The organism is Streptomyces umbrinus (assembly GCF_030817415.1).
GTDB lineage: Bacteria > Actinomycetota > Actinomycetes > Streptomycetales > Streptomycetaceae > Streptomyces > Streptomyces umbrinus_A.
In genome coordinates, this window is sequence record NZ_JAUSZI010000002.1 from 47,908 (window position 1) to 69,643 (window position 21,736).

At 67.5% G+C, this 21,736-nt stretch carries 26 protein-coding genes and 1 pseudogene; 16 read left to right on the forward strand and 11 right to left on the reverse strand.

The genetic code is table 11. The features are described from left to right. Positions 1 to 35 precede the first annotated feature (35 nt). The 4 genes from QF035_RS00735 (at position 36) to istB (ending at position 3,262) form a co-directional block, all read left to right on the forward strand. Entirely contained in the window at positions 36 to 644 is a 609-nt protein-coding gene (locus QF035_RS00735) for a PadR family transcriptional regulator (RefSeq protein WP_307517436.1), read from the forward strand. A 226-nt stretch (positions 645 to 870) separates the two neighbouring features. Further along, positions 871 to 1,650 (forward strand): phosphotransferase, encoded by a 780-nt coding sequence (locus QF035_RS00740; RefSeq protein WP_307517437.1) that lies wholly within the window; start codon positions 871 to 873, stop codon positions 1,648 to 1,650. A 236-nt stretch (positions 1,651 to 1,886) separates the two neighbouring features. Continuing rightward, positions 1,887 to 2,474: a hypothetical protein gene (locus QF035_RS00745; protein WP_307517439.1), complete on the forward strand. Its 588-nt coding sequence runs from the start codon at positions 1,887 to 1,889 to the stop codon at positions 2,472 to 2,474. After that, the gene (gene istB / locus QF035_RS00750; protein WP_307517440.1) at positions 2,471 to 3,262 is read left to right on the forward strand and encodes an IS21-like element helper ATPase IstB; all 792 of its coding nucleotides are present in this window, start codon (positions 2,471 to 2,473) and stop codon (positions 3,260 to 3,262) included. The genes QF035_RS00745 and istB overlap by 4 nt, the downstream gene beginning before the upstream one ends. 54 nt (positions 3,263 to 3,316) lie before the next feature. Here istB and QF035_RS00755 read toward each other — a convergent pair whose 3' ends face one another. Next, positions 3,317 to 4,147, reverse strand: coding sequence for a transglutaminase-like domain-containing protein (locus tag QF035_RS00755; RefSeq protein WP_307517441.1), 831 nt, complete (start codon positions 4,145 to 4,147; stop codon positions 3,317 to 3,319). 178 nt (positions 4,148 to 4,325) lie between these two features. On the opposite strand from QF035_RS00755, the gene QF035_RS00760 reads away from it, so the two are divergent. From QF035_RS00760 to QF035_RS00775, 4 genes are all read left to right on the forward strand, one after another. Next, positions 4,326 to 5,093: a transposase gene (locus tag QF035_RS00760; protein ID WP_307517442.1), complete on the forward strand. Its 768-nt coding sequence runs from the start codon at positions 4,326 to 4,328 to the stop codon at positions 5,091 to 5,093. A 569-nt stretch (positions 5,094 to 5,662) separates the two neighbouring features. Beyond that, positions 5,663 to 6,367 carry a ParA family protein gene (locus tag QF035_RS00765; RefSeq protein ID WP_444968424.1) on the forward strand — a complete coding sequence of 235 codons (705 nt, stop codon included), beginning with the start codon at positions 5,663 to 5,665 and terminating at the stop codon, positions 6,365 to 6,367. After that, positions 6,364 to 7,314 (forward strand): ParB/RepB/Spo0J family partition protein, encoded by a 951-nt coding sequence (locus QF035_RS00770; RefSeq protein WP_307517443.1) that lies wholly within the window; start codon positions 6,364 to 6,366, stop codon positions 7,312 to 7,314. Before QF035_RS00765 ends, QF035_RS00770 begins: the two co-directional genes overlap by 4 nt. 71 nt (positions 7,315 to 7,385) lie before the next feature. Beyond that, entirely contained in the window at positions 7,386 to 7,667 is a 282-nt protein-coding gene (locus QF035_RS00775) for a hypothetical protein (protein WP_307517444.1), read from the forward strand. Between the two features lie 288 nt (positions 7,668 to 7,955). Here QF035_RS00775 and QF035_RS00780 read toward each other — a convergent pair whose 3' ends face one another. Next, positions 7,956 to 9,194 carry an alpha/beta hydrolase domain-containing protein gene (locus tag QF035_RS00780; protein ID WP_307517445.1) on the reverse strand — a complete coding sequence of 413 codons (1,239 nt, stop codon included), beginning with the start codon at positions 9,192 to 9,194 and terminating at the stop codon, positions 7,956 to 7,958. 340 nt (positions 9,195 to 9,534) lie between these two features. On the opposite strand from QF035_RS00780, the gene QF035_RS00785 reads away from it, so the two are divergent. Then, positions 9,535 to 9,711, forward strand: a complete 177-nt coding sequence (locus QF035_RS00785) for an HTH domain-containing protein (RefSeq protein ID WP_307517447.1) — start codon at positions 9,535 to 9,537, stop codon at positions 9,709 to 9,711. Positions 9,712 to 10,177: 466 nt separating this feature from the next. On the opposite strand, the gene QF035_RS00790 is transcribed toward QF035_RS00785, so the two are convergent. The 7 genes from QF035_RS00790 to QF035_RS00820 form a co-directional block, all read right to left on the reverse strand. Beyond that, positions 10,178 to 10,852 (reverse strand): hypothetical protein, encoded by a 675-nt coding sequence (locus QF035_RS00790; protein WP_307517448.1) that lies wholly within the window; start codon positions 10,850 to 10,852, stop codon positions 10,178 to 10,180. Then, a complete protein-coding gene (locus tag QF035_RS00795; protein ID WP_307517450.1) occupies positions 10,849 to 11,583 on the reverse strand; it encodes a hypothetical protein in 735 nt (244 codons plus the stop codon). The genes QF035_RS00790 and QF035_RS00795 overlap by 4 nt, the downstream gene beginning before the upstream one ends. A 240-nt stretch (positions 11,584 to 11,823) precedes the next feature. Continuing rightward, a complete protein-coding gene (locus QF035_RS00800) occupies positions 11,824 to 11,952 on the reverse strand; it encodes a hypothetical protein (RefSeq protein ID WP_307517451.1) in 129 nt (42 codons plus the stop codon). Positions 11,953 to 12,179: 227 nt separating this feature from the next. Continuing rightward, positions 12,180 to 12,521, reverse strand: a complete 342-nt coding sequence (locus QF035_RS00805; RefSeq protein ID WP_143645069.1) for a hypothetical protein — start codon at positions 12,519 to 12,521, stop codon at positions 12,180 to 12,182. Positions 12,522 to 12,571: 50 nt separating this feature from the next. Continuing rightward, positions 12,572 to 12,823, reverse strand: a complete 252-nt coding sequence (locus QF035_RS00810) for a hypothetical protein (protein WP_307517454.1) — start codon at positions 12,821 to 12,823, stop codon at positions 12,572 to 12,574. Positions 12,824 to 13,254: 431 nt separating this feature from the next. Then, a complete protein-coding gene (locus tag QF035_RS00815; protein ID WP_307517455.1) occupies positions 13,255 to 14,202 on the reverse strand; it encodes a CU044_5270 family protein in 948 nt (315 codons plus the stop codon). A gap of 1 nt (position 14,203) precedes the next feature. After that, positions 14,204 to 14,821: an RNA polymerase sigma factor gene (locus QF035_RS00820; RefSeq protein WP_373466590.1), complete on the reverse strand. Its 618-nt coding sequence runs from the start codon at positions 14,819 to 14,821 to the stop codon at positions 14,204 to 14,206. A gap of 68 nt (positions 14,822 to 14,889) precedes the next feature. Between QF035_RS00820 and QF035_RS55550 the strand changes: the two genes are divergently transcribed. Both QF035_RS55550 and QF035_RS00830 read left to right on the forward strand, forming a co-directional pair. Further along, positions 14,890 to 15,243 (forward strand): peptidoglycan-binding domain-containing protein, encoded by a 354-nt coding sequence (locus QF035_RS55550; protein WP_373466591.1) that lies wholly within the window; start codon positions 14,890 to 14,892, stop codon positions 15,241 to 15,243. 331 nt (positions 15,244 to 15,574) lie between these two features. Further along, the gene (locus tag QF035_RS00830; RefSeq protein ID WP_307517297.1) at positions 15,575 to 16,045 is read left to right on the forward strand and encodes a peptidoglycan-binding domain-containing protein; all 471 of its coding nucleotides are present in this window, start codon (positions 15,575 to 15,577) and stop codon (positions 16,043 to 16,045) included. Positions 16,046 to 16,164: 119 nt separating this feature from the next. On the opposite strand, the gene QF035_RS00835 is transcribed toward QF035_RS00830, so the two are convergent. Beyond that, the gene (locus QF035_RS00835; RefSeq protein WP_307517459.1) at positions 16,165 to 16,926 is read right to left on the reverse strand and encodes a DNA polymerase III subunit beta family protein; all 762 of its coding nucleotides are present in this window, start codon (positions 16,924 to 16,926) and stop codon (positions 16,165 to 16,167) included. On the opposite strand from QF035_RS00835, the gene QF035_RS00840 reads away from it, so the two are divergent. Continuing rightward, positions 16,862 to 17,359, forward strand: a complete 498-nt coding sequence (locus tag QF035_RS00840; protein ID WP_307517460.1) for an ExeA family protein — start codon at positions 16,862 to 16,864, stop codon at positions 17,357 to 17,359. The two genes, QF035_RS00835 and QF035_RS00840, sit on opposite strands and share 65 nt — an antisense overlap. A gap of 82 nt (positions 17,360 to 17,441) precedes the next feature. Here the strand turns inward: QF035_RS00840 and QF035_RS00845 are convergent, their stop codons facing one another. After that, positions 17,442 to 18,194, reverse strand: coding sequence for a GGDEF domain-containing protein (locus QF035_RS00845; RefSeq protein ID WP_307517461.1), 753 nt, complete (start codon positions 18,192 to 18,194; stop codon positions 17,442 to 17,444). Positions 18,195 to 18,709: 515 nt separating this feature from the next. Here QF035_RS00845 and QF035_RS00850 point away from each other — a divergent pair. The 4 genes and pseudogenes from QF035_RS00850 (at position 18,710) to QF035_RS00860 (ending at position 21,669) form a co-directional block, all read left to right on the forward strand. Next, positions 18,710 to 18,832 carry a hypothetical protein gene (locus QF035_RS00850; RefSeq protein ID WP_307517463.1) on the forward strand — a complete coding sequence of 41 codons (123 nt, stop codon included), beginning with the start codon at positions 18,710 to 18,712 and terminating at the stop codon, positions 18,830 to 18,832. 124 nt (positions 18,833 to 18,956) lie between these two features. Next, a complete protein-coding gene (locus tag QF035_RS55555; protein WP_373466910.1) occupies positions 18,957 to 19,307 on the forward strand; it encodes a peptidase inhibitor family I36 protein in 351 nt (116 codons plus the stop codon). A gap of 275 nt (positions 19,308 to 19,582) precedes the next feature. After that, a pseudogene (locus QF035_RS00855) lies at positions 19,583 to 20,550 on the forward strand (IS5 family transposase). A 195-nt stretch (positions 20,551 to 20,745) separates the two neighbouring features. Then, positions 20,746 to 21,669 (forward strand): IS5 family transposase, encoded by a 924-nt coding sequence (locus QF035_RS00860; RefSeq protein ID WP_307517465.1) that lies wholly within the window; start codon positions 20,746 to 20,748, stop codon positions 21,667 to 21,669. Positions 21,670 to 21,736: the final 67 nt, after the last annotated feature.

Genomic DNA, 21,736 nt, shown 5'->3' on the forward strand with positions numbered 1-21,736 from the left:
TTCAATCGGACTCTCCGGCAAGAACGAGGAGCGTCATGGACCAGGAACGCCGCAAGGTCAGCAACCCGCTCGCGCTCGCCGTACTGGCGTTCCTGGTCCAGCGGCCGATGCACCCCTACGAGATGGGACGGCTGCTGAAGGAGCGAAACCTGCAGCAAAGCATCAAGTACCGCAACAGCTCGCTCTACATGGTCGTCGAACAGCTGGACCGGGACGGCTACATCGCCCCGCAACAGACCTCTCGCGAAGGCCGCCGCCCCGAGCGCACCACCTACACGCTCACGGAGGCCGGGAGGGCTGAACTCCGCGACCGGATGCGCGACCTCGTCTCCGCCCCCGTCAAGGAGTACCCCCAGTTTCAGGCCGCGCTGGCACTCATCGTGGTGCTGGCCCCCAGCGAGGTGCCCGAACTACTTGGCCGGCGCCGGGAGACACTGGCCGAGCAGAGTGAGGAGATCCGCACCCGGATCGACGCCGCGCGCACCAAGCAGGTGGACCGCCTCTTCCTCATCGAACACGAATACGAGCTTGCCCTCATCGAAGCCGAACGGGCCTTCGTCCGCCAACTCGCCGAGCTGATCCAGGAAGATCCACCGGGCTTCGGCGTCCTTTGGCGTGATCTCCACCCGGATGATCGGGACTGACGGCAAGTTCGTGCCGTCCCGATATCTTCCTCGGGCTCCAAACGCCCGCAGCCGGCGCGCATTCCTTGCAGAGCGCTGAGGCCAAATGCTCAGGAGAGCGCCGCTACCTAAGGGCTGTCCCGTAACTGGCGGCATGACCACATGTGTTGTCAGCCGGACGTGGGATGCGGGTCTGGCGCACTGATATTCAAGGCGCCGCCTGAGGTAGCCGGACTACGCTGGCCGAGTGATTGAGGACGGCTCCACTGACCGCGGCAGTGTCACGACAGTGCGACGGATCGGCGCGACGATCCGTAGGCCGACAGGCGCGTGGACACCTGCCGTACACGCCCTGCTGAGCCACCTGGAGGAGGTGGGGTTCGGCAGGGCTCCCCGCGCGTTGGGCACTGACGGCGCCGACGAAGTGCTGTCGTTGCTCTACGGCGAGCCCGCATTCACGCCCTGGCCAGAAGGTTTGCGCTCCTCACATGGAGTCGGTGAGCTGGGCCGCTGGCTGCGGGGCTACCACGATGCCGTTCGGACCTTCCGGCCGCCGGCCGATGCCCACTGGCAGGGCCAGGAAGAAGAGTGGCGGCCAGGCATGGTGATCCGACACGGAGACCTCGGGCCGTGGAACTCGATCTGGGATGGTGGCCAGCTCGCTGGCTTCATCGATTGGGACTTCGCCGCGCCCGGCCACGCCATCGACGACTTGGCCCAACTCGCCTGGTACGCCGTCCCGCTGCGGTCCATGGAGCAGCAGCGACGGGCGTCGGTCACTGGCTCCAGCACCCTGCAGGCCCGGCTTCATGCGCTCTGTACTACTTACGGTGAACAGCCTGTCGCTGTGATCGAGGCGCTGGACGCCCTTCAGTCCCGCGAGGCCGCACGTATCGAACGCCTCGGCAGACAGGGCACCGAGCCATGGGCGACCTTTCTCGCCCGCGGTGACGCAGCTGAGATGTTGGCCGAGCAGTGCTGGATCCGCTCGGAAAGTGACGCACTCTTGGACACTGGGCACAAGTGACAACCATCTCCAGCCTGTAGACCACGGGTGTGGGTATGTCGGTGAGTTTGGGGAACAGGTGTCGCTCAGCGCCGAGAACGCGTCGGATTGAGGCGTGTGGGTGTCGGTGAGTTTCGGCAACACCAGGGGGCTTGCGGTGGGAGCATGGGTGTGCTCCGTGCTGCGAGGGGGCGTCGATGGCGCCGAGATCGAGGGTCGAGCTGTACGCGGCGATCCGTCGGGATTGCCGTGCTGGGATGACGAAGCGGGCCGTGCTGCACGCCAACGATCTGATCGTCTACGACGGAAGCACGGAGATCGCCCGGCACGAACGGCTAATCGCCAAAGGCGGAGAACGGCTGGTGCTGGACCACTACCTGGAAGCCCTGGTGCGCAAGCCCGGCGCCCTGCCCGGGGCGACCGCCCTCGAACAGGCCAAAGCCGCAGGGAAGTTCACTCCCGTCCACGACGCGTGGTGGGCTGCGGCCTGCAAGGCCCATGGTGATCGGGACGGCACCCGGGCCCTCATCGAGGTATTGCTGCTGGGCCGACGCATCCCGCACGAGGACCTGGTGACCGGGCTCGCGGCCACGCTGCGGGTGGGTGCGCTGACCGCAGACGCCGTTGCCCTGGAGGCCCGCAAGGCCCAGGAAGCCGACGACGCCGACACAGCCCTCGCCGAACCGAAGCTGCCTCTGCGGCGGGAGCCGACGGTGACCTTCCTGACCGCGCGCCGGCTGGCTCATCTGCCGCCCGACACCCGCCCCCTGCCTTCGCCCGCCCCCTACGGCCAGCTTCTTGGCCGCCGCACCAATCACACCAGCACGGGAGACCAGATGCCATGAACGCCACCAGCCACCGCCGGATGAGCGAACAAGCGGCCGAAACCGCCGTCGTCGGCGCCTGCCGGATGCTCCGCCTGCCAACCATCCGCTTGAAGTTCCCGGACCTGGCCGAGCAGGCCGCCCGCGAGCAGATGTCCTACCTCACCTTCCTCGCCGAACTGCTGCTGGCCGAATGCGACGACCGGGCACGGCGCCGCTCCGAACGCCGCATCAAAGCCGCGGCCTTCCCGAGGCAAAAGTCGGTGCGGGAGTTCGACTTCGACGCCAATTTCAACATCGACGCCGCCGTCGTCCACACGCTGGCGACCTGCGAGTGGGTGAAGAAGGGACAGCCGCTCTGTCTGATCGGCGACTCCGGCACCGGCAAATCCCACCTGCTCATCGCGCTTGGGACCGAGGCGGCGATGGCCGGATTCCGGGTGAAGTACACCCTGGCGACCAAACTCGTCAACGAACTCGTCGAGGCCGCGGACGAGAAGCAGCTGACCAAGACCATCGCCCGCTACGGACGCGTCGATCTTTTGTGCATCGACGAACTCGGCTACATGGAACTCGACAAACACGGCGCCGAGTTGCTGTTCCAGGTGCTGACCGAACGAGAGGAGAAGAACAGCGTCGCCATCGCCTCCAACGAAGCCTTCGGTGGATGGACCAAGACGTTCACAGATCCCCGGCTCTGCACCGCCATCGTCGACCGGCTCACCTTCAACGGCACGATCATCGAGACCGGCACCGACTCCTACCGCCTGGCCCAGACCAGGGCCAAGGCAGAGGCTGCCACGACCTGAGCAGGTGGGGACTGGCGCGGTGGCCGGCGCTCCGCTGTCAGTCCCCGGATCTGGTCATCCGACCATGTCGTGGGGCACGGCCAAGACTTCCCGGGCGAACAGGCTGGTCAGGTCCAGCGGATCGTCTTTGGCGCAGGCATCGGCGACCTCGTCGATGAGCTGGTCGTAGTCGGGCCCCGTCTTGCCCTGATAAGCGTTGGTCATGAGGCCCCATTCGTCCCAGGGCAGCATTTCCATCTTGCAGAGCGCCGCGAGGTCGCGGACAGCGTTGCCGCTGATCTCGGCCGGTCCCCAGGCGAAATCGACACCGGCCACCCCGAACTTCTGACCGTCGACCGAACCTTGGCGATACTGAACCCACGCCTCGCCCCCGGTCAGGAACTCGCCAACAGCGAGATTCTCGGGACGCTCGACATACGTCTTGCCGAGGTGTTCGGTGTCGACGCGCACCCAGCGCCGCTGGTCGGCGTCCCAGTACTCGGTGATCCAGTGATCAACGCCGCAGCCCTCCAGGAAGTAGGTCCCGAAACCGCACCGAGCCCGCGAGGGTATGCCCCTCGCTCGCAGGAATGAGGAGGCGATGGTGGCGAAGTGCCGGCAGGTTCCGATCACCCGTGTCTCAGGGGTGCGAGCTCGCTGCAGCGGGGACGGATCGAGGGCGATCAGGGCGGCGATCAGCTCGCTGACCGGCCGGATGTTCTTCTCCGCGAGCCGCGCCTCACCGATCCCTAACGCGGCGGCGTCCACAGGCTGAATGACCAGACCTTGCGCGGCGGCGCAGATGCCAACGGGGTCTTCCGGCAGGCTCTCGATGAGCTGGAGCTGCGTCGCGTCCAGGCTCGTGAAGGGTCCGGGCTGGGAGTAGTCGAGCGCGTCATCGGCCATAACCGGGCATCGTATGCGGCGGGTCTGACATCCGGCCCCGCGCAGCCCTCAGCCGATCCACGATGCTGCTGAAACGCGCCGACATTTCGGCCGCCAAGCACGCTCAAGCGTTCCCAGAATTCACCGTCAGACGTTGCTGCTTCCCACCGACACAATCAACGGGTGGGATGATCTTGGCATGGCTGGTGTGATCACGGCGTCGGAGCCGTCCTGGATAGCGCCGTTCGCAGGGCTGAGCCCGCGCTGCTTCGGGAAGTTGGTGACCGCGCTGCGCCGCGAAGGTGTCGACAAGGTGCGGCGGGGGCGGCCGTGGGGCCTATCCCTGGAGAACCGCGTGCTACTGGTGACCACTTACTGGCGCACGAACTTGACGCTGCGCCAGCTGGCCCCGCTGTTCGGCATCTCGAAGTCCGCGGCCGACCGCATCATCGACCATCTCGGGCCGTCGCTCGCACTCCGGGCCCGCAGACGGTTCCGCAAGGGCACGGTGCTCATCGTGGACGGCACCCTCGTCCCTACCCGCGACCACACGATCGCCGAACAGTCCAAAAATTACCGGTACTCCACCAACCACCAGGTCGTCATCGATGCCGACACCCGTCGGGTCGTCGTGGTCGGCGAGCCCCTGCCCGGCAACCGTAACGACTGCAAGGCGTGGGAGGAATCCGGCGCGCGAGCCGCCGTGGGCAAGACCCTGACGATGGCCGACGGCGGCTATCCAGGCACCGGACTTCTCATGCCTCACCGCCGCACCCCAGGCGAGGAGTTGTCCGAGTGGAAGCAGGAGCACAACCGCTCGCACAAACAGGTTCGCGCCCGCGTCGAGCATGTCTTCGCTCGCATGAAGACCTGGAAGGTCCTCCGCGACTGCCGCCTCAAAGGCGACGGCGTTCACCACGCGATGCTCGGCATTGCCCGCCTGCACAACCTCAGCCTCGTCGGATAGCAGGCCAGACACACAGTGACCAGTCACGTTCAGCCCGACCCAAAGATCAATTACGGGACAACCCTTAGTCCTCTGGTGTTGGCTGTCAGGACCCGCTCGAACGCTTCCTCTGCACGTAGACGGCCTCTTCCGGGTGTGTGGCAGTGCGGATCTCCTCCCATGCAGTGTCGTGGTCCATGCCCGTCGTCTTAGCGAGGCGGCGAGCCTGCCACGACGTGATAGGGGAATAGAGCCAGCGCTTCCGCCGAAGGTCTTGAGGGTTCGTCATGCAGGGCATCTTCCCGCTTACCCAATCGAGCAAGAATGATCTTGGCAAGGTGTGGGCAAAACCGGCCATCAGTTGCGCCCCCTCCCCCGGTGCTGGCCTTGAATCCTGGACTGCTGGTCGATCCGGCCCCCTGAGTGCACAAATGGCCCGTACCCCCGGCGAGTTCGCCGGGGGTACGGGCCGGCCGCGCGTCGCCGCGGCGGCCAGTCCCTGAAGCGGCGACTGCTCGATCGAACGCGAGGATCTCTTCGGGCGTGCCCGAACGTGTGTGAGAAGCCCGGAGATCCCTGAGACTGCTCGGATGTTCTGTCTCAACGAACCGAGTCGCGTACCGATCCGTTATCCCCTGCTCGACATCGACAGCGCGAGCCTGGCCAAGCACATGCTGGGAGAGGCCAAGGGAGAGCTGGACGAGTTGCTCGTGCCGATAAAGGGCGGTGACTTCGAGGAGCATCTCTGGCTCCTGCCGGCCTGCAAGGACGCGTTCCTCCTCGATGCGAAGCTCGCGACCAGCCGGTCCGTACGCATCAAGGAAACAGCGCTGGAGAAGGCCCTCGAACCACTGGAACAGGACTTCGACTACATCGTCGTCGACTGCCCCCCGAGCCTTGGCTACGCCATGGACACCGCGCTGTACTACTGCCGCACCCGCGAGAACGAGGAAGCCAGCACGTCCGGCATCGTGATCCCGGTCCTGGCCGAGGACTCCTCCGCCGACGCCTACGACATGCTCTATGAGCAGATCCAGGACCTCACCGAGGACTTGAACGTCCTCATCGCGATGCTGGGCTTCGTGGTCAACATGTACGACAGCCGCAAGGGCTACGTCGCCACGTCCTCCCTCGACGAGTGGAAAAACATCGGCGACCCGCCTGTCCTTGCTGTCGTTCCCGAACTCAAGGACCAGCGAGAGGCCGTCCGCGTGAAACAACCGCTGCTCGTGCACGCGCCCTACGGCGACCAGGCAGATGTAATGCGGACCGTGGCCCGGAGGATCAGCGCATGAGCGTCGCCGACAAGCTGGGCACTGGATCGTCATTCGGCCAGGTGCCCCGAGGCCGCAGTGCCCGCGGCCGCGCCAAGGCAGTCACTCAAGGCGACGTGCCTGCCTACGAACTCGTGCGGCTGCATCTGACCGAGGTCTCCCCCACTCCCCTCAACCCCCGACGCAACTTCGGCACGGAAGAGGACCTGACCCGCTTCGGTGAAGAACTGCGGCAGGCACAGCTGGCCGCGTGCGTGGCCGTGACGCGCGACGCCTACCTGACGCTGTGGCCCGACCATGAAGAGCGGATCGGCCCAGTACGGCACGTCCTGGTCAACGGCGAGCGCCGCTACCGCAGCGGAGTCCACGTCGGGTTGGAGGCATTGGACTTCGTTGCCCGGGACGACCTCGCCTCCTCCCGCGAGGAGTTCATCAACCACCTGCTCAAGGAAAACCTCGACCGCGAGGACTTCGACGTCATAGAGCGGGCCCGCGGTGTGCAACAGCTCGTCGACATCTGCGCTGAGAAGTCGGAGCGCGGTGCTCGTTCCCGGGCCGCTGAGCAGCTGGGCAAAGACCGGTCCTGGGTGACGAACCAGCTCTCCCTGCTGGAGTTGCCGGAGGAACTGCAGGCGATGCTCAGCGCCGGGACGCTGCCGGAGCGCGATGGCCGGTCCCTCGCCCGTCATCTGAAGGACAATCCGGGCCTTGATGCAGCGGCTCTCCTGGACCATCTCGAGCTGGCGAAGATGGCAGCTCTCCAGGACAAGGAGCAGAAGCGGGCGCTTCTGGAAGCGGCGCGGGACACGCAGTCTGCCCCGCCGGATCTCCGTTGTTGTCCTCGGACAACAAACTCGAGGGGGAGGAGGCAGACGCTGCCGGGACGAAGCCATCCCCGAAGTTGTTGTCCGCGGACAACAAGCCAGCCGAACCGGCCGGCGCCAAGGGCGACAGCTCTGCCGCGGTGAAGCGTTCCGGGGCGTCGGGCGAGAAGACGCACGCAGAGACCTCTTCGCCACTGCCGGGTCAGCGAAATGACATGGTCTCCAACCCAGCGGACGCGGCAGAGCAGCAGGAAGGCCAGCCGAAGAAGCTTCCGTACGACGATCCGACGTACGTGGCCATGCATCTCGAGAAGAAGATGGAGCCTGCGGACTTCCTGGAAGCCGCGCTGTTGATGGCGGCGAGGTGCTGGGACAAGGCCGGCGCGGAGCCGTCCCTGGAGCTGCTGAAGGACCTGCTGCAGACGGCGGCGCAACGCGATCCCGACTCGTTGCGTGCGCTGCTCGCGGAGCACGCAACGGACGTCTCAGCATCCTGACGCCAGGCGTCCTGGACGATGCGGTGCTCCACTGAAGCACACATGAGGGGGTGGTTTGTTGTCCGCGGACAACAAACCACCCCCTCATGTATGGCCGCCTACCCTCGCCGTCGACGGCCCGCAGGGTGTGGGATCGCGCGGGCGGTATCCGCGATGATGAACGTGTCCTTCATCGCCTGGTGCATGCGGCGAACGAGGCCCTCGTGCCCGCAGCGTCGCTTCTTCTTACAGCCCCACCCGCGGCGCCCACCGGCGTCGGAACGCCGGTGGGCGAACGTCATGGAAGGCTCACGAGGCCGTGCAGGGCTGGATATCGACGAACTCGGTGTAGTGGTCGCGATAGGTCTCGGTGAACGTCAGAGGCGGACACAGTTGCGCGCGCCGGCGCATGTCGCCAGCGTCCTCCGGCAGGATGTAACGGGCCTTCTGGTAGTCGCGGACCTTGGCGGCGAAGGCCTGGGCGTAGGCCTTGTGGGTGCTGAAGCCGAGTTGCTGCAGGGTGCGCACGTTTTCATAACTGCCGACGAAGCCGGCGATGTAGCGCGCCTCGCCGAGTTCGACGAACGGCAGCCGTGGCACGCGCCGGCCGGTGCGGTCCTCGGTGATCGCGTTGCCGTTGGGGTCGCGGACGATGGTGCCGTCCTGGGTGCGCAGCTGCGTGCTCGTCGGCGGCGGCGAACCCTTACGGACCCAGCCATGCCCCTGGAGGAAATGCGCGTGCAGCGCGGGTACGAAGGAGGCCGGTGTCGTCCGCCTCACCGGGAACGGCAGATCCAGCGGCGCATCCAGCGGATCTGGGATATGCGGACTACCCGCGACGACGTAGAAGCGGTAGCGGTTCCGGGCGAGGCGTCGGTCGGTCAGGTTCGTGGAATCGTCAGCTTCTGAGTTCACGATGACGATCTTGCCGTCGAAGCGGTCGGCCGTTAGGTCGGCCTGGGGATCGAAACCCTCCGTGGTGACCGGCACGGCCAGGTCGAACACGCCGGCGGCGGCACCGGCATGGACCAGGCGGAGGATGGGATACGAGCTGTCGGAGAAGCCCGTGACGTACTTCCGGGACACCTTGCCGACCATCGAGCGGCCGCCGGAGGAGAGCGCTTTGGCGAAGTCTGTGATGATCTCGTCGTCGACCCTCGCTCCGTCCTCCTCGATTCCTCCCTTGATGAACGTGCCGGAGATGGACGGGTCGAGGATGCGGTTGCCGAGCGTGCTCCAGCCGACGCCTGCGTGTACGAATCCACGGCGGAACAGGAAGTCCCTGCCGAGGTAGACGTCGAGCATGCCGAGGCCCGCCACGAAGTGCGGCGGCTCCACCACCATGGTGCCGTTGGAGCGGCGCGGTTCGGCCGGCGCGCTGATCCGGTAGGGCACCCGGAACCGTCCTGTGGACGTCCGCCCTTCGAACACACCGTCGTACTGGACGTAGCGGATGCCGCCGAACGACCCGAGGGGCGTGGTCCTAGGACGGCTGAGCCGGTCTCCGGTCCCGCCCTGCGGGGCATCGGCGGCGTCGTGGGGCGCCACGAGCGACTGAGGGTGAAGGGGGGCGGCCTGGGCACCCGTTGCCGACAGGGCCGGCATCAGTGCCGCCAACAGCAGGGCCCACAGCCCGAGCCGCCTTCGGCGAAAGACCCCCGGCTGCGAGAAGGGGTGTGAATGAGCGGCCGGTCGGTCGGGAGGTGACCATCGCGGAAGCGTGACCGGGCCTTTGTATCGGAACCACTGCCAGAACATCGGGTGCTCCTCCTTCTACGCCGGGAAGCACTCATCCGGTGCTCTGGCGCTTGAGCCAGCCGACCACTCCCAGCCCGCCTCGGCCTTCCGGCGGGCCCAACGGAGCGAGCGGTTTGCGCTGGATGGGGGCGTGGCGTCCCCTCGACCTGCCTGCCCGGAGGACACCGTCACCTCGATCGCGAAGCTCCTCGGCGTCTCCAGGAACACGATCTACAACTACGTGCCCGAGCTGAAGGGCGGTCGCCTCGCACTCACCGAGGTGACCACTACGCCGGAACTGCCCCGACCTGCCAGGTCCGAGAACTGATCACCGTCGTTTGCGGCTGGTGACACGGTTCTTACCGGCACCCCGAGTGGGGTGCGGCGTCCATCCCCGAGGCCGTTGACCAGCTCAACGGCTGGTCGCTGGAGGCAGAGATGCGCCGTATCGCGAAGCGGCTGACTGCTGCCAGCCGGGCGGCTGCAGCAGCAGCATCGCCAGGCTGAGACCACATCCAGCTGACAGTCGCGGCTCGGGCGGCGAGTACCGGGTCGATCGCCGGTGAAGGGCCGGCCTGGTTCTCGATGCAGGAGCGGGAGGTCAGAAATTTCTGACCTCCCAGCAGTGCGACTGACATCCGCCCCGACCGCGGCGTCCCCGCCATGGTCGGGGTTCGGAACGCCTGCAGCGTTCGCCGCTGCTGCGGGATGCCGCAGGGCGGTGATCGGGATGATGCCGGTCTCGATGCCATCGAGACCCTCGCAGGTCTCGATCCCGTACAGGGTCATGGCAGTCACGCTGCTCCATCCCTGCCGGCAGCGGCCGTGAGGAGCGCGACGGCGTCGGCTTCGTACGGGTCGCAGTAGGCGAGGTGGTCGCTGACGTCGAACGGGGCGCCCTTCACGGTGAGCGTGAAGCCGGGCAGGACTGTGTCAGCCTTCCCCTCCAGGTGGGCGCTGAGGCGGTCGACGTCGGGGTCCGTGTGCCGGGCCTGGGTGTAAGGACCGAGGCGCAGCAGGATGTAGCCGCGGTTGTTCTTCCGTCGGGCTTCGACGTGGACGCCGTAGAGCGCCGGCGCCATGCCGACGTCGTCGGGGAGGTCCAGGCCCGCGGCGGCGTGGGTGAGCATCCGGTAGGCCGGGTTCCAGACTCCGAGGATCGCCTTCGTCTCGCAGCGCAGCCAGCCCTTGCGGGTGTAGCGGTGGGGGTAGGGCGTGTACGGGTAGTCGGGGTGTTCCAGGCAGACGGCGATGAGGTCCGGGCCGTGGTCGTCGCCGGGCCGGGGGAGGACGCGCTCGATGAACGGGCCGACCCTGACCGCGGCGTCCTGGTTGCAGCCCGGCGTCCAGCGCTGCGGATTCTTGCGGGCCGCAAGCAACGCACGGAACGCGTCGACGACCGCCTGGTCCTCAGGGGCGAGGGCCTCAGGCGGCGCGTGGCCGCAGCGGCGAAAGAAGGCGCGCTTCATCGGGCGGGCTCCTGTTCGTGGAGGGGTGTGCTCGCGTCGGCGGCCGCCGCTTGGCTGGCGCTCCCTTCGAGTTCGGTGTGGCGCTGCTGGAGTTGGTCGATGGCCGTGTGGTCGGTCAACGCGGTCTGGATCAGGTCGCGCTGGTATTCCATGCCGGCGAAGAAACCGGCGTGGTAGCGGCACTGGTCCTGGGCTTCGGTGCAGGCCGGGCAGTCCTCCCAGTCCAGGGCGTCGTACGGCGCGGTCTCCGGTCCGGGACGCTCCGATGTCTGCCGGTGGGCGGCGGGGGAGTGAGGGCTGCTGTTGGTGAACAGGTCTTCGCGCCAGGTGGGCGGCATCTCGCTGAGGTAGGCGGCCAGGGCGGCCGCGATCTGCGGGTAGTGGTCGTAGAGCGATGCCCAGATCCGTGTGGCTTCGGTTTCCGGGTCGAACCGCGGAGTGAGTTCGTAGGCCTCGCGGTGTAGGTGCGGGTCTTCTCGGCGCTCTTCCCAGCCGTTGGTGTCGATCCCGGCTTCTATCGCCGCTCCCAGGATCTGGGGGTCGCTGAGGAATTCGGGGGCCAGTAGCGACGCGGCCAGGGTTTCGGCTGCGGCCCGGTCGCAGCGGGCGAGCGCGGCCACGGCCTGGTCGGTGAGGAAGGCCGTGCGCTGGGTCCAGATGTCGGCGTTGCTGTACGCGGTGGCCAGCATCCGGGTGCGCAGGCGTGTGAGTTGGGTGGTGCTGTCCGTCATGAAGGGTCTCCTTCGAGAAGGTGATGGCGGCCGCGGGGCCGGGGCGTGCTGCGGGGCGGCCGGAGCCGATGTCGACGGCCGCCCCGCAGGCATGGCTGTGCCCCGGCCCGACGGAGCGGGGCCGGGGCACGGGTGTGGTGTTGGTCAGCCGGAGAGACGGACAGGCATGAGGAGGCAGCGCAGCGCGTCCTTTGAGGCTCCGTCGCTGTGCAGCACGGCGAGCCCTGTCCGAGGGACCGTTCAGACGGTGGTGTTGGTGCGGGCGATGGTGTCGGCGAGGTGCAGCAGCGCCGCGGTGTTGCCGTGGATAGCCGTCGCGATCGCTTCGCCGCCGGCGTCGTTGAGGCGGTCGACGTTGAGGCCGTCCATCGCCCGGATTGCCTCCCGGCGGTAGTCGCGTGCGGGAGCGGGGAACGTGGGGGTCTGCCGGCGGGCGGCGGCTACGTCGGCAAGCGAGGTCAGCGGTGGCGGGTCTCCGTGCAGAGATTGTTACGCCCAGGTGTAACTATCTCCGCGCCCGCGTCTCGACGGCCGTCACCGAACGTGACGACGCCCCGTCGTCCGGGTGGGCGACGGGGCGTTGACGTGCGTCGTCTTCATCCGATGCGTCCGATGGTCCACGCCTCAACGGACGAAACCGGCGCACGGAAGAGCCCTCCCTTTGTGGGCATGGAGATGGTGCCGTGAAGCACTCGGCCGCCGCTGAGGTGGAGGTACTCCGTCGTGTCCAACGCCCCAGCCTCGGCCTTGAAGTCGTTGGCGAAGTCGGGGGAGTCGGATGATTCCAGCTCTTCGGCGATCGTTGTGAGCCATGCCCCGCGTGGTGCCAGCCTGCCCGTGATCAGCGACCCGCTGATGGTGATGGTGATGTCGAGAAAGACGCCGTTGTCGTTGACGCGCTTGACGAGGCGTTCGAGCAGCTTGTCGCTGTTGGTCATGTGGTGAACGTACTTGGGCTGAAGGGTGGGATGTGATGGGTTGCGGAAAGTTAGCCCTCCGTCTCGGCCGGGCCGCCGAGGGCAGCGAGGAACGCTCGGCCGGTGATGCTGTAGTACTCGCCCTCGGCCAGGGCGCGCACCCGCTCGATGGCGGCCTGCGCCTCGGCGAGCTGCTCCCACCACGGCCGTTCGACGGTCGGCGCGACGACGCTGCGCCACTTTTTCAGGGTCTGCATGTCGACGGGGCCTGATCGGAGGCTGGGCAGGATGCCATCGGCCTTGTGCACGAAGGTGGCGAGCACCTCGGTGAGGACGGCGGCGTGTTGGTCGCGGCCGCGCTGCGCCTTGGCCGCGGCCTCGTCGGCGGTCTCCTCCCGCCCGATCGCGGCATCTGCCCGCTCCCTCTCCGTGCGCAGCAGGTCACGCAGGCAGCAGCCCGACCCGGCCGAAGACTGGACGGTCGTCCTCCCAGTCGGAGGTGTGGAGTTCGACTTCCTTGTCGTCCTCGCTCCATGCCGCGCGCACCTCGTAGTAGCCGTACGGCTCGAATTCGGGCTGGGTGAGGCGGGCGGGTGTCAGGTTGCCGCGGCCGTCGACGCCGACGGCCGCGATCGGCTCGATGCCGAGGTCGGCGAGGCGCGCGTTGATCAGATCGGCGTGGCGCTGGGCACGCAGCAGGCCTTGGGCTCGGGCGGCGGGCGGGGCGGCCTGTGGGCCGCCCCGCCCGGCCGGTTTAGGGCTTCTCGCCGTCCCGGTCGACGAGGGACTGGGTCGTCTTCATCTCACAGAATGTGACCTCGCCCTTCTTGTGCGAGGACCCAGCCGACGAGCCGTCCTCGTACTTGTCCTCGTAGTCGCGCACCGCGACCGACTGGTTCCCCTGGTATTGGAAGGTGTCGGGGTCGAGGAGGTACTCCCGGCGCTGAACGGCCTTGCTGCCCAGGTCTGGGTATATGGCGATGGCGTCATGCCCCATGGGGTCCTTCACCAGGTGCGGGACCACCTCGATCCCGGGGTCCGCGGCCAGGGCCCGGTACAGCTTGGCCATCCCCTGCGGAGGCACAGGATAGGCCTCGTCGAGGGTCGCCAGGAGCGCGAACGTCTCGATCTGCTCACCCGTCAAGCCGGTGTCCTTGCCCATGGGGAACATGTCCGCCGCCTGCTTCCGGATCTCGGCGGGGTCGTCCGGCAGCGAGGCGAGCAGGCGATACAGCCGCCGCTGCGAGGGCTCGTTGTCGCCGTCCGTGTCGTCCTCCCTCACGGGGCTGTCGTACCGGACCCACTCCTCGCTCACCTCGGGCTTGGCATCGGGCGCCGCGTCCGGCGCTCCGTTTCGGCACTGCGCGGTCTTCAGGTAGACCCACTGGCCGTCGCGCGGATGCAGATCCGGCTGCCGCGACACCACTTTCGCCGCCTGCTCCAGGAGTGCCGTCGCGGACGTCAGGTCAGGCCTGGCAGGCTGCACACCGCGCTCGGGTCCATCGCCACCGACGAGCGTGGTCACCAGCACCGCGATGATGATCACCGTCGCGGCGACCCCCGCAGCCGTCACGCGCCAGTCCAGCCGCATCCTGCGAGCAGAGCCCTGCTGCGCTGCACTCAGCAGCTTCTGGCGGCCGGGAACCAGCCGCACCCGGTCCGGCGTCGGCGCATCGGCGCGCAGCTCGTGCATCTTGGTCATGTCATCCATGGGTTACCGCCCCGTTGTGGTAGCTTACGAGGGTGGGGTCGGCGCCGAGCGCCGTACGCATCTTGCGCCGCGCCCGGTTCAGCCGGGAGCGGACCGTGCCGACCGGCACCCCGAGGGCGTCGGCACACTCCTGGTAAGTGAAGTCCGCCCAGGCGACCAGCAGCAGCACATGCCGGTCCTTCCCGGGCAAGGCCGCGATCGCCCCGGCCAGCGCCTGCTGCGAGGCCTCGGCCGTCACCCGCTCGTCGGCCCGTTCCGACCAGGACTCGGCCACCGGGTCGACGCCGGTACGGGCCAGCGCCCGCAGCGCCCGCACTTCGGAGCGGCGGTGGCTGCCGATGAGGTTGCCGGCGATGCCGTAGAGCCACGGCCGGGCACTGGCGCGCGCGACGTCGTAGCGGGCGCGGTTACGGAAGGCGATGAGGAAGGTCTGCGCCGTGATGTCGTCGGCGTGACTGTCGCCCAGCCGGCGCATCACATACCGGTGGATCTCGGCGGCGTGTCTGTCGTAAAGCCTGGCGAATACCTCCGGCCGCTCCAGGGATTCCTGGATGACCAGCGCGTCGTCGGTGGGTGGGTCCCCCACGAGGCCCTCGCTTCTTCGTGTCATAGGAGTGGAGTGCATTCCACCCCCTGTTGTCCGAAGCGGCCAGGAGGGTTCACGCGCAGGTATCCGGGGTGGAGTGGCTCCAGTTCACGCTCAACTCCTGCGATGGGTTCAACCTCGCGACGGACGGCGAGTTCGGGTCGAACACTCGCAGTGCCCTTGCGTCCGCCCAGCAGCAGGAGAGGCTCACCGCTGACGCCGGTGAGCCGGACGGGCATGAGCGGGTAGCGCAGGCCCTGGTCGTCGCTGCCGTGGCCGCGCAGGATGGCCGGCTTGACGCTGGAGGTGAAGTGGAAGTCGACGGCCTCAGCAGACTCGGTGGTGAGCCAGGACGACAGTGGTGCGTAGGGGCAGGAAAGCCTCATCGCCAGGGGTGGGTCCGGTCGGCTGTTCCTTGTGGGTCAAACGACCGGCACACTCAGTGACCGTGCCGGGCTACGGTGCTCGTCGTACGGGCTGACACCGGCCATGGCGGTCGCGCATGACCTCACTTTGCAGGGCGACCCTCGCCTGACGTGGCGTCAACTTGAGGCGCTGCACGACTGACAAAGTTCCCTGCACGGACGACACAGTCCCAAGGCCCACGATGACCCTAAGGTCCCTGGACGAGGCCAGAGAGAGGGGCGTAACCCGCCCGCATCACGAGCCTTGTCCAGGCCATCCCCTGCCTGCATCACGCCAGCTCAGACCAAGGATGGAAAGGCTCGCCGCGCGCCTGTCGCCAGGGCCAACTCCCCATCCACGAGAGGAATTTCCATGAGTATCCGCTCGATCCGACGAGTCAAGGGCGTTATGACAATCGGCGCCCTCACCGCCAGCCTCCTTGGAGGCTCCGCAGTCTTCGCTTCCCCAGCAGCTGCTGCCTATGCCGGGCACTGCAATGTCAATCAGGTGACATCGGTCGGTGTCACCCCCGGCTACTCCATCACTCGGCCGGCTTACATGCCTGAAGGCAGCTACAGCAGAACGGCCAACTGTTGGATGGATTACGGCAGCAGGGGATTCGGCGTGGAGTGGCTCCAGTTCACGCTCAACTCCTGCTATGGGTTCAACCTCGCGACGGACGGCGAGTTCGGGTCGAACACTCGCAGTGCCCTTGCGTCCGCCCAGCAGCAAGAGCGCATCACCGCTGACGGCATATACGGCACTCAAAGTCGTGAGTACTTGAAGTTTCCGCGATACCGGGAGATCAACGGTGACCGCAGCGGCTGCGAGTCGGTCAACTGACGCGTAGGCACATGGGAAGCCAGCCTCTTGCCGATCTCGGAGTGTGCGGGCGGGATGGTGCTGCGGGGCGGCCGGAGCCAGTGTCGACGGCCGCCCCGCAGACGTCAGGGGCCGGTCGGTCAGCCGGTGAGCCGGACGGGCATGAGCGCGTAGCGCAGGCCCTGTTCGTCGCTGCCGTGGCCGCGCAGGATGGCCGGCTTGGTGCTGGAGGTGAAGTGGAAGTCGACGGCTTCAGCTGACTCGGTGGTGAGGGCGTTGAGTCCGTCGATGAGGAAGCCGGGGTTGAAGGCGATGTTCAGGTCGCCGCCCGTCAGGGCGGTGGTCACGTTGTCGACGGCCTGGGCTTCGTCGCTGGTCCCGGCCTCCAGCACGAGAGTGCCGTCGGTGGTGAAGGTCAGCCGCACCGGGGTGTTCCCTGTGGCGACCAGGGCGACGCGTTGGACGGCCTCCTTGAGCGGCGCGATGTCCACGGTGGCGGTGTGAGCAAACTCGGAGGGGAACAGCGCGCTGTAGGCGGGCAGGGCGCCTTCGAGGGAGCGCAGGGTGGTGGTGTGGTGGGCGTCGCGCAGGGTGAACAGGCCGCTGGCGCCGGGAGTCCCAGCGAGCGTCAGGTCCAGGGTGGCGGCTTCGGCAGCTGCCTTGGCGGCGTCCAGGAGGTCCTTGCCGGGGGCGAGGGCGGTGTGGTCGGCGTCCAGGTTGCAGTGCTTCCAGCCGATGGTGCGCACGGCGAACCGGTAGCGGTCAGTGGCGGTGAGCGTGAGGGTGCCGGCGTCCTGGTCGTGTGCGAGGGAGATACCGGCGAGGGACGGAACCGCGGTGTCGTTGCTGACCGCGCAGACCGGTCTGGCGCTGGCCGCCGAACGCGAAGAACGCGGCCGCACCCCCGTGCTGGTCCTGGACGAAGCGCACCTGCTCAACTACGAACAGCTCGAAGCGATCCGGATGCTGACCAACACCGCCATGGACCAGGACTCGCCGCTGTCCTGCCTGCTGGTCGGCCAGCCGACCCTGCGGCGGACCATGAAACTCGCCGTCCTGGCCGCCCTCGAACAGCGGACCGCCCTGCGCTACACGATGCCTGGCATGACCTCCGCCGAGACCGCCAGTTACATCAAGCACCACCTCGGACTCGCCGGCCGCAGCGACCAACTGTTCACCGACGACGCGGTCACTCTCATCCACACCACATCCCGGGGCTTTCCCCGCGCGGTCAACAACCTCTGCCTGCAATCCCTCGTCGCCACGTTCGCCGCCGGAAAGTCCCTCGTCGACGAGAAGGCCGCCCAGTCCGCCGTCACCGAAGTCCTCGACTGAACCATCCGGCGCCTTGCCGACCCACGCGACACCTCGCCGACAATCGCCCCGCTGAGACCCCCTCAGCGGGGCGACCCCGTTCTCACTCATCGGCATGCACAGTGCCGCAGCCGTCGGCATTTTCAGCGTCGCCCAACACGGTGGGCAGGTGGGTGCCGGGGCGGCCCGGGCGGCGGCCGTGGACCGCAGGCGCGTAGGCGTCCTGACGGGTCGCCACGTACCCGAGCGGCTGCTGGCCGGTCTTGACCTGGTACATCGCCGTGTCCGCGCCGCGCAGGAGGCGGGAGGCGCCGGCCGCGTCCGGCAGGTCGGATGCGCGGGCGATACCGATGGACACCGCCGGGCGCAGGATCCGCCCCTCGATGTCGCGCAGCGGTTGCCCGTCGTGATGGACGGGCTGTGCCAGCAGCTCGCGCAGCGCGAGGACCTCGCGGACCGCCGCGGCGCGCGGCCACAGCAGTGCGACCCCGAACTCGTCACCTCCCAGGCGCGCGGCGAGCCCGCTCCGGCTGGCGGCCCACATGCTCAGACGGCGGCCGGTCGTGGCGATCAGAGCGTCACCGGCGGCGTGCCCGAAGCGGTCGTTGACGGTCTTCAGGCCGTCGACGTCGGCGACCAGGACGTGCAGGAGCTCGCGGCTGGTGCGGGCGAGCCGGTCGGTGCGCTCCATGAGAGCGTCGCGGACGGGCAGGCCGGTGAGCGGGTCGCGGCGGGCGATGTGCAGCTGGCGGCGTACGCGGACGTCATCCGCGAGGACCGCCAGGGCGAGCGGCACGGCGGCCGCGGCGATGACGAGTGTGCGGGAGTGCTGCCGTAAGACAGTGGGGGCAGGCATGATGTTCTCCGTTCTCGCCCTTGCGGGCGGGCATGAGAGAGGCGCACCCCGAGCTGTCCAGGCGTAGGGGGTGCGCCTCTTGCTGTGTACGGGTGTGGTCAGAGGACGGCTTTGACGTGGGGCCGAGCCAACGCGCGGCGTAACGCTGCCGGCGTTGCCGGTGGCGAGGATCTGCTGCCCCTGGCTCGCGTCCGGGAGGATGCAGGCCTATAGACCAGCTGGTGAACCCCCGTAGGCGACACAGCTTCTGACGCTGTCCTCATGTCGCGCGGGGGCTGGTGCGGGCGACGAAGCTTGCCCCTCACGAGAACTTCCCTCACGGGCGGCTCCCCTTCGCCCGCTGACAGTCACGGCACAACAATTCGTCAGTACTGGCCGAAACATTGTCTGAAGTAGTGAAAGGGAGCTGCCAGACAATCGGTCAACCGTGGAAGCTCATGCCCTGCGCCCCGCAAAGAGGCCGGCACGTGACCGCTCCAAGCGGCACCGGATCCCGGGAAACACAGGAGAAGACAGTGCGCAAAGCTGTATTGGGCTTGTTCGTGGCACTGGCCGCGGTGCTCGCGGTAGTACCGCTCGCCGGCGCCGACCAGACCCAGACCGTCGCCTGCTGCGGCCGGCCGCCCGGCCAGACGTAAAGGGCACTCACCGCGAGCTCGGATCTGACCGAAGTCCGGGCTCATCCATGAAGGGGGAAGGACGTATATGAAACTGCGCATGCTCCTCGCCGGAGGCGCCGCAACTATCGCGGCCGTCGGTCTGATGACAGCACCCTCGAGTGCCGCGGCCCAAGAGTCGACTGGTCTGCAGTTCGGGCGCTCGGCACAAGCCTGGGACTGCCCGCAGGGGAATGTCTGCTTCTACGAGGGCGCTGACGGAACCGGCAGCTGGTGCGGGTCGGCATCTTCAATACCGGACTCGGGATGTGGCATCCGTCGCTCGTTCTTCAACAACGGCTACGCATCTCCCGGCCAAGATCACGTGCGCGTGTACGACTACGCCAACTACGGGGGCACCATGCATGGGTGTCTCCACTACGGGTGGGCGGAAGGGCGCGGCAACTTTGCTGGCGCCGTGAACATCGGTTCCTACCGGTGGGGAGGGGAGTGCTGACACCTTGGCGGTGACGTGATGGCCACGCTCGCTTCGGTGAAGTCGATACGGCCTCAACCGTTCCAAGGGCGCTCAATGCACCCGCCATCAGCCCTCGCCCCGGCGCATCTGCTCTTAGGCAACGGTGGCGAACCTCGAAAGCCAAGCTTGACCCGCTTCTAGAGCCCCGCACCCGGGGCAGTGCCCCGGGTGCGGGGCTCTAGGGCCTGTGCGGAGTTGTGATCTCGTGGGCCCCCGACCTGGGAAAGTCGGGGGCCTTGGAGTAAAACGGTGGGGTGTCTCGACCTCAACTTTCGGATGCCGATTGGGAGTTCATCTCCCCGTTTCTGCCGGTCGGTGAGTACGGGCCGTACCCGGAGAACCTGCGGGCGCACTTCGAGGGCGTCGTGTGGCGGTTCAGGAACGGTGCGAAATGGCGGGAGTTGCCCGAACGGTTCGGGCACTGGTCCACCGTTTACGGCCGGTTTCGGCAGTGGCGGGATGCCGGGGTGTTCGCCGCGGTGTTCCAGGGTGCCATCGCCGAGGCGGCGAAGCGGGGCCTGGTGGACTTGTCGCTGGTCAGCGTGGACTCGACCACGGTCCGGGCCCATCATGATGCTGCCGGGATGATCGTGGAGCCCGGGATCCTGGACGCGTTGGAGAAGGCCGCCGCGGAAAAAGGGGCGCCGGCCAAGACGGGCAACCGGACCCGGAGCGTGAAGAACGACGGCGCGTGAGGCGTCGCCGCAGGGCCCGGCTCGCCGTCGCCGACCTGGGACGTTCCCGCGGCGGACTGACCACCAAAGCGCATCTGTCCTGTGTGCCGCAGTGTCTGCCCCTCTCGCTCAAGATCACTGCGGGGCAAGCCGGAGACAGTCCGCAGTTCATCCCCGTCCTGAACAGGATCCGCGTCCCCGGCCCGGTCGGCCGGCCCCGCACCCGGCCCGACGCAGTCGCGGGCGATAAGGCGTACTCGTCCCGCCAGAACCGTTCTCACCTGCGCAAACGCGGGATCAAAGCGGTCACCCCCGAGAAGAAGGATCAGGCCGCCCACCGCAAGAACCGTGGCTCACGCGGCGGACGGCCCGTCACCTGGGACAAGCAGCTGTACAAGCTCCGCAACAGCGTCGAACGCACCATCAACAAGATCAAGGACTGGCGCGGTCTCGCTGTCCGCTACGACAAAAAGCCTGAAAGCTACCAGGCCGGACTCGAATTATGCGCCGGCCTCCTCTGGATCCGACACCTCGGATCACAGCCTTGATCACAACTCCGCACAGGCCCTAGGTTTCCCGGGCCGGTCAGCTACGCCAGACGACCGCGATAGCGGGCGTCCCTGAGAGCCCGTGAACAAACTGATCGTTGCGGGTGGGTGGGAATCGGTGAAGTGACGTGAACGGCCAGGACCTCTTGGTAGCAACTGCGGTGTCGAAGCCCAGTCGCGCCAAGAGGTCCTGTCATGCCGTTGTACGCCCCTGCCATCACCGCCGTCACCCCGGATGCTCAAGCTGACTGCTCCTGCCTGGCCTGCCGGTTCGGTCACGGCCGCCGTCATCCGGCCCGGTCCCGCCGCTACACCTCGGACACCACGGATGCGGAGTGGCAGGTCATCGCGGCGGTGCTGCCGTGGCCGGCCTGGCTGGACGGCAAGGGCGGGCGGCCGGAGGAGTACTGCCGCCGTCTGATCGTGGACGCGATCTTCTACGTCGCGGACAACGGCAACAAGTGGCGCAACCTGCCGGGCGACTTCCCGCACTGGCGCACGGTGCACACCATCTTCACCCGGTGGTGGCAGGACGGAAGCGTCGACGCCATCCACAACGACCTGCGTGACGAGGTCCGCCGGTCCGAGGGCCGGGACACCGACCCGACCGCCGCGGTCATCGACTCGCAGTCGGTACGCGCTGCGGAGACGGTCGGCTCCGACAGCCGCGGGTACGACGCGGGCAAGAAGGTGGCAGGCCGCAAGCGCCACGTGATCGTGGACACGATCGGCCTGCTCCTGGTCGTCATGGTCACCAGCGCGAGCGTGCAGGACCGCGACGGCGCCCGCCCTGCGCTGACGCACCTGCGTGACCTCTTCGAATCGGTCAGCCTGGTCTGGGCCGACGGCGGCTACGCCGGGAAACTCGTCACCTGGGCCAAGAAGAAGCTCCAGTTCACGATCGAGATCGTCAAGCGCAACGACGACGTCAAGGGCTTCGTGGTACTGCCACGCAGGTGGGTGGTGGAGCGCACGCTGTCGTGGATCTTCCAGCGCCGCCGCTGCGTACGCGACTACGAACGGTTACCCGAGCACCACGAAGCCATGGTCAAGTGGTCCATGATCATGCTGATGTCACGGCGCCTGGCGGGCACGAAGGACGCCAAACACCGGAAATGATCAGTTTGTTCACGGGGTCTGACATCTGTCAGGGACGCGACGTCCCTGACGCGATCTACCGTTCGAG

What these genes read in the sequence shown, in the direction of transcription:
- QF035_RS00735 (WP_307517436.1), top strand. Translation starts at nt 36, where the DNA reads ATGGACCAGGAACGCCGCAAGGTCAGCAACCCGCTCGCGCTCGCCGTA.
- QF035_RS00745 (WP_307517439.1), top strand. Translation starts at nt 1,887, where the DNA reads ATGACGAAGCGGGCCGTGCTGCACGCCAACGATCTGATCGTCTACGAC.
- istB (WP_307517440.1), top strand. Translation starts at nt 2,471, where the DNA reads ATGAACGCCACCAGCCACCGCCGGATGAGCGAACAAGCGGCCGAAACC.
- QF035_RS00755 (WP_307517441.1), bottom strand. Translation starts at nt 4,147, where the DNA reads ATGGCCGATGACGCGCTCGACTACTCCCAGCCCGGACCCTTCACGAGC.
- QF035_RS00760 (WP_307517442.1), top strand. Translation starts at nt 4,326, where the DNA reads ATGGCTGGTGTGATCACGGCGTCGGAGCCGTCCTGGATAGCGCCGTTC.
- QF035_RS00765 (WP_444968424.1), top strand. Translation starts at nt 5,663, where the DNA reads ATGTTCTGTCTCAACGAACCGAGTCGCGTACCGATCCGTTATCCCCTG.
- QF035_RS00770 (WP_307517443.1), top strand. Translation starts at nt 6,364, where the DNA reads ATGAGCGTCGCCGACAAGCTGGGCACTGGATCGTCATTCGGCCAGGTG.
- QF035_RS00775 (WP_307517444.1), top strand. Translation starts at nt 7,386, where the DNA reads ATGGTCTCCAACCCAGCGGACGCGGCAGAGCAGCAGGAAGGCCAGCCG.
- QF035_RS00790 (WP_307517448.1), bottom strand. Translation starts at nt 10,852, where the DNA reads ATGAAGCGCGCCTTCTTTCGCCGCTGCGGCCACGCGCCGCCTGAGGCC.
- QF035_RS00795 (WP_307517450.1), bottom strand. Translation starts at nt 11,583, where the DNA reads ATGACGGACAGCACCACCCAACTCACACGCCTGCGCACCCGGATGCTG.
- QF035_RS00800 (WP_307517451.1), bottom strand. Translation starts at nt 11,952, where the DNA reads ATGGACGGCCTCAACGTCGACCGCCTCAACGACGCCGGCGGCGAAGCG.
- QF035_RS00805 (WP_143645069.1), bottom strand. Translation starts at nt 12,521, where the DNA reads ATGACCAACAGCGACAAGCTGCTCGAACGCCTCGTCAAGCGCGTCAAC.
- QF035_RS00815 (WP_307517455.1), bottom strand. Translation starts at nt 14,202, where the DNA reads ATGACCAAGATGCACGAGCTGCGCGCCGATGCGCCGACGCCGGACCGG.
- QF035_RS00820 (WP_373466590.1), bottom strand. Translation starts at nt 14,821, where the DNA reads ATGACACGAAGAAGCGAGGGCCTCGTGGGGGACCCACCCACCGACGAC.
- QF035_RS00830 (WP_307517297.1), top strand. Translation starts at nt 15,575, where the DNA reads ATGAGTATCCGCTCGATCCGACGAGTCAAGGGCGTTATGACAATCGGC.
- QF035_RS00845 (WP_307517461.1), bottom strand. Translation starts at nt 18,194, where the DNA reads ATGCCTGCCCCCACTGTCTTACGGCAGCACTCCCGCACACTCGTCATC.
- QF035_RS55555 (WP_373466910.1), top strand. Translation starts at nt 18,957, where the DNA reads ATGACAGCACCCTCGAGTGCCGCGGCCCAAGAGTCGACTGGTCTGCAG.
- QF035_RS00860 (WP_307517465.1), top strand. Translation starts at nt 20,746, where the DNA reads ATGCCGTTGTACGCCCCTGCCATCACCGCCGTCACCCCGGATGCTCAA.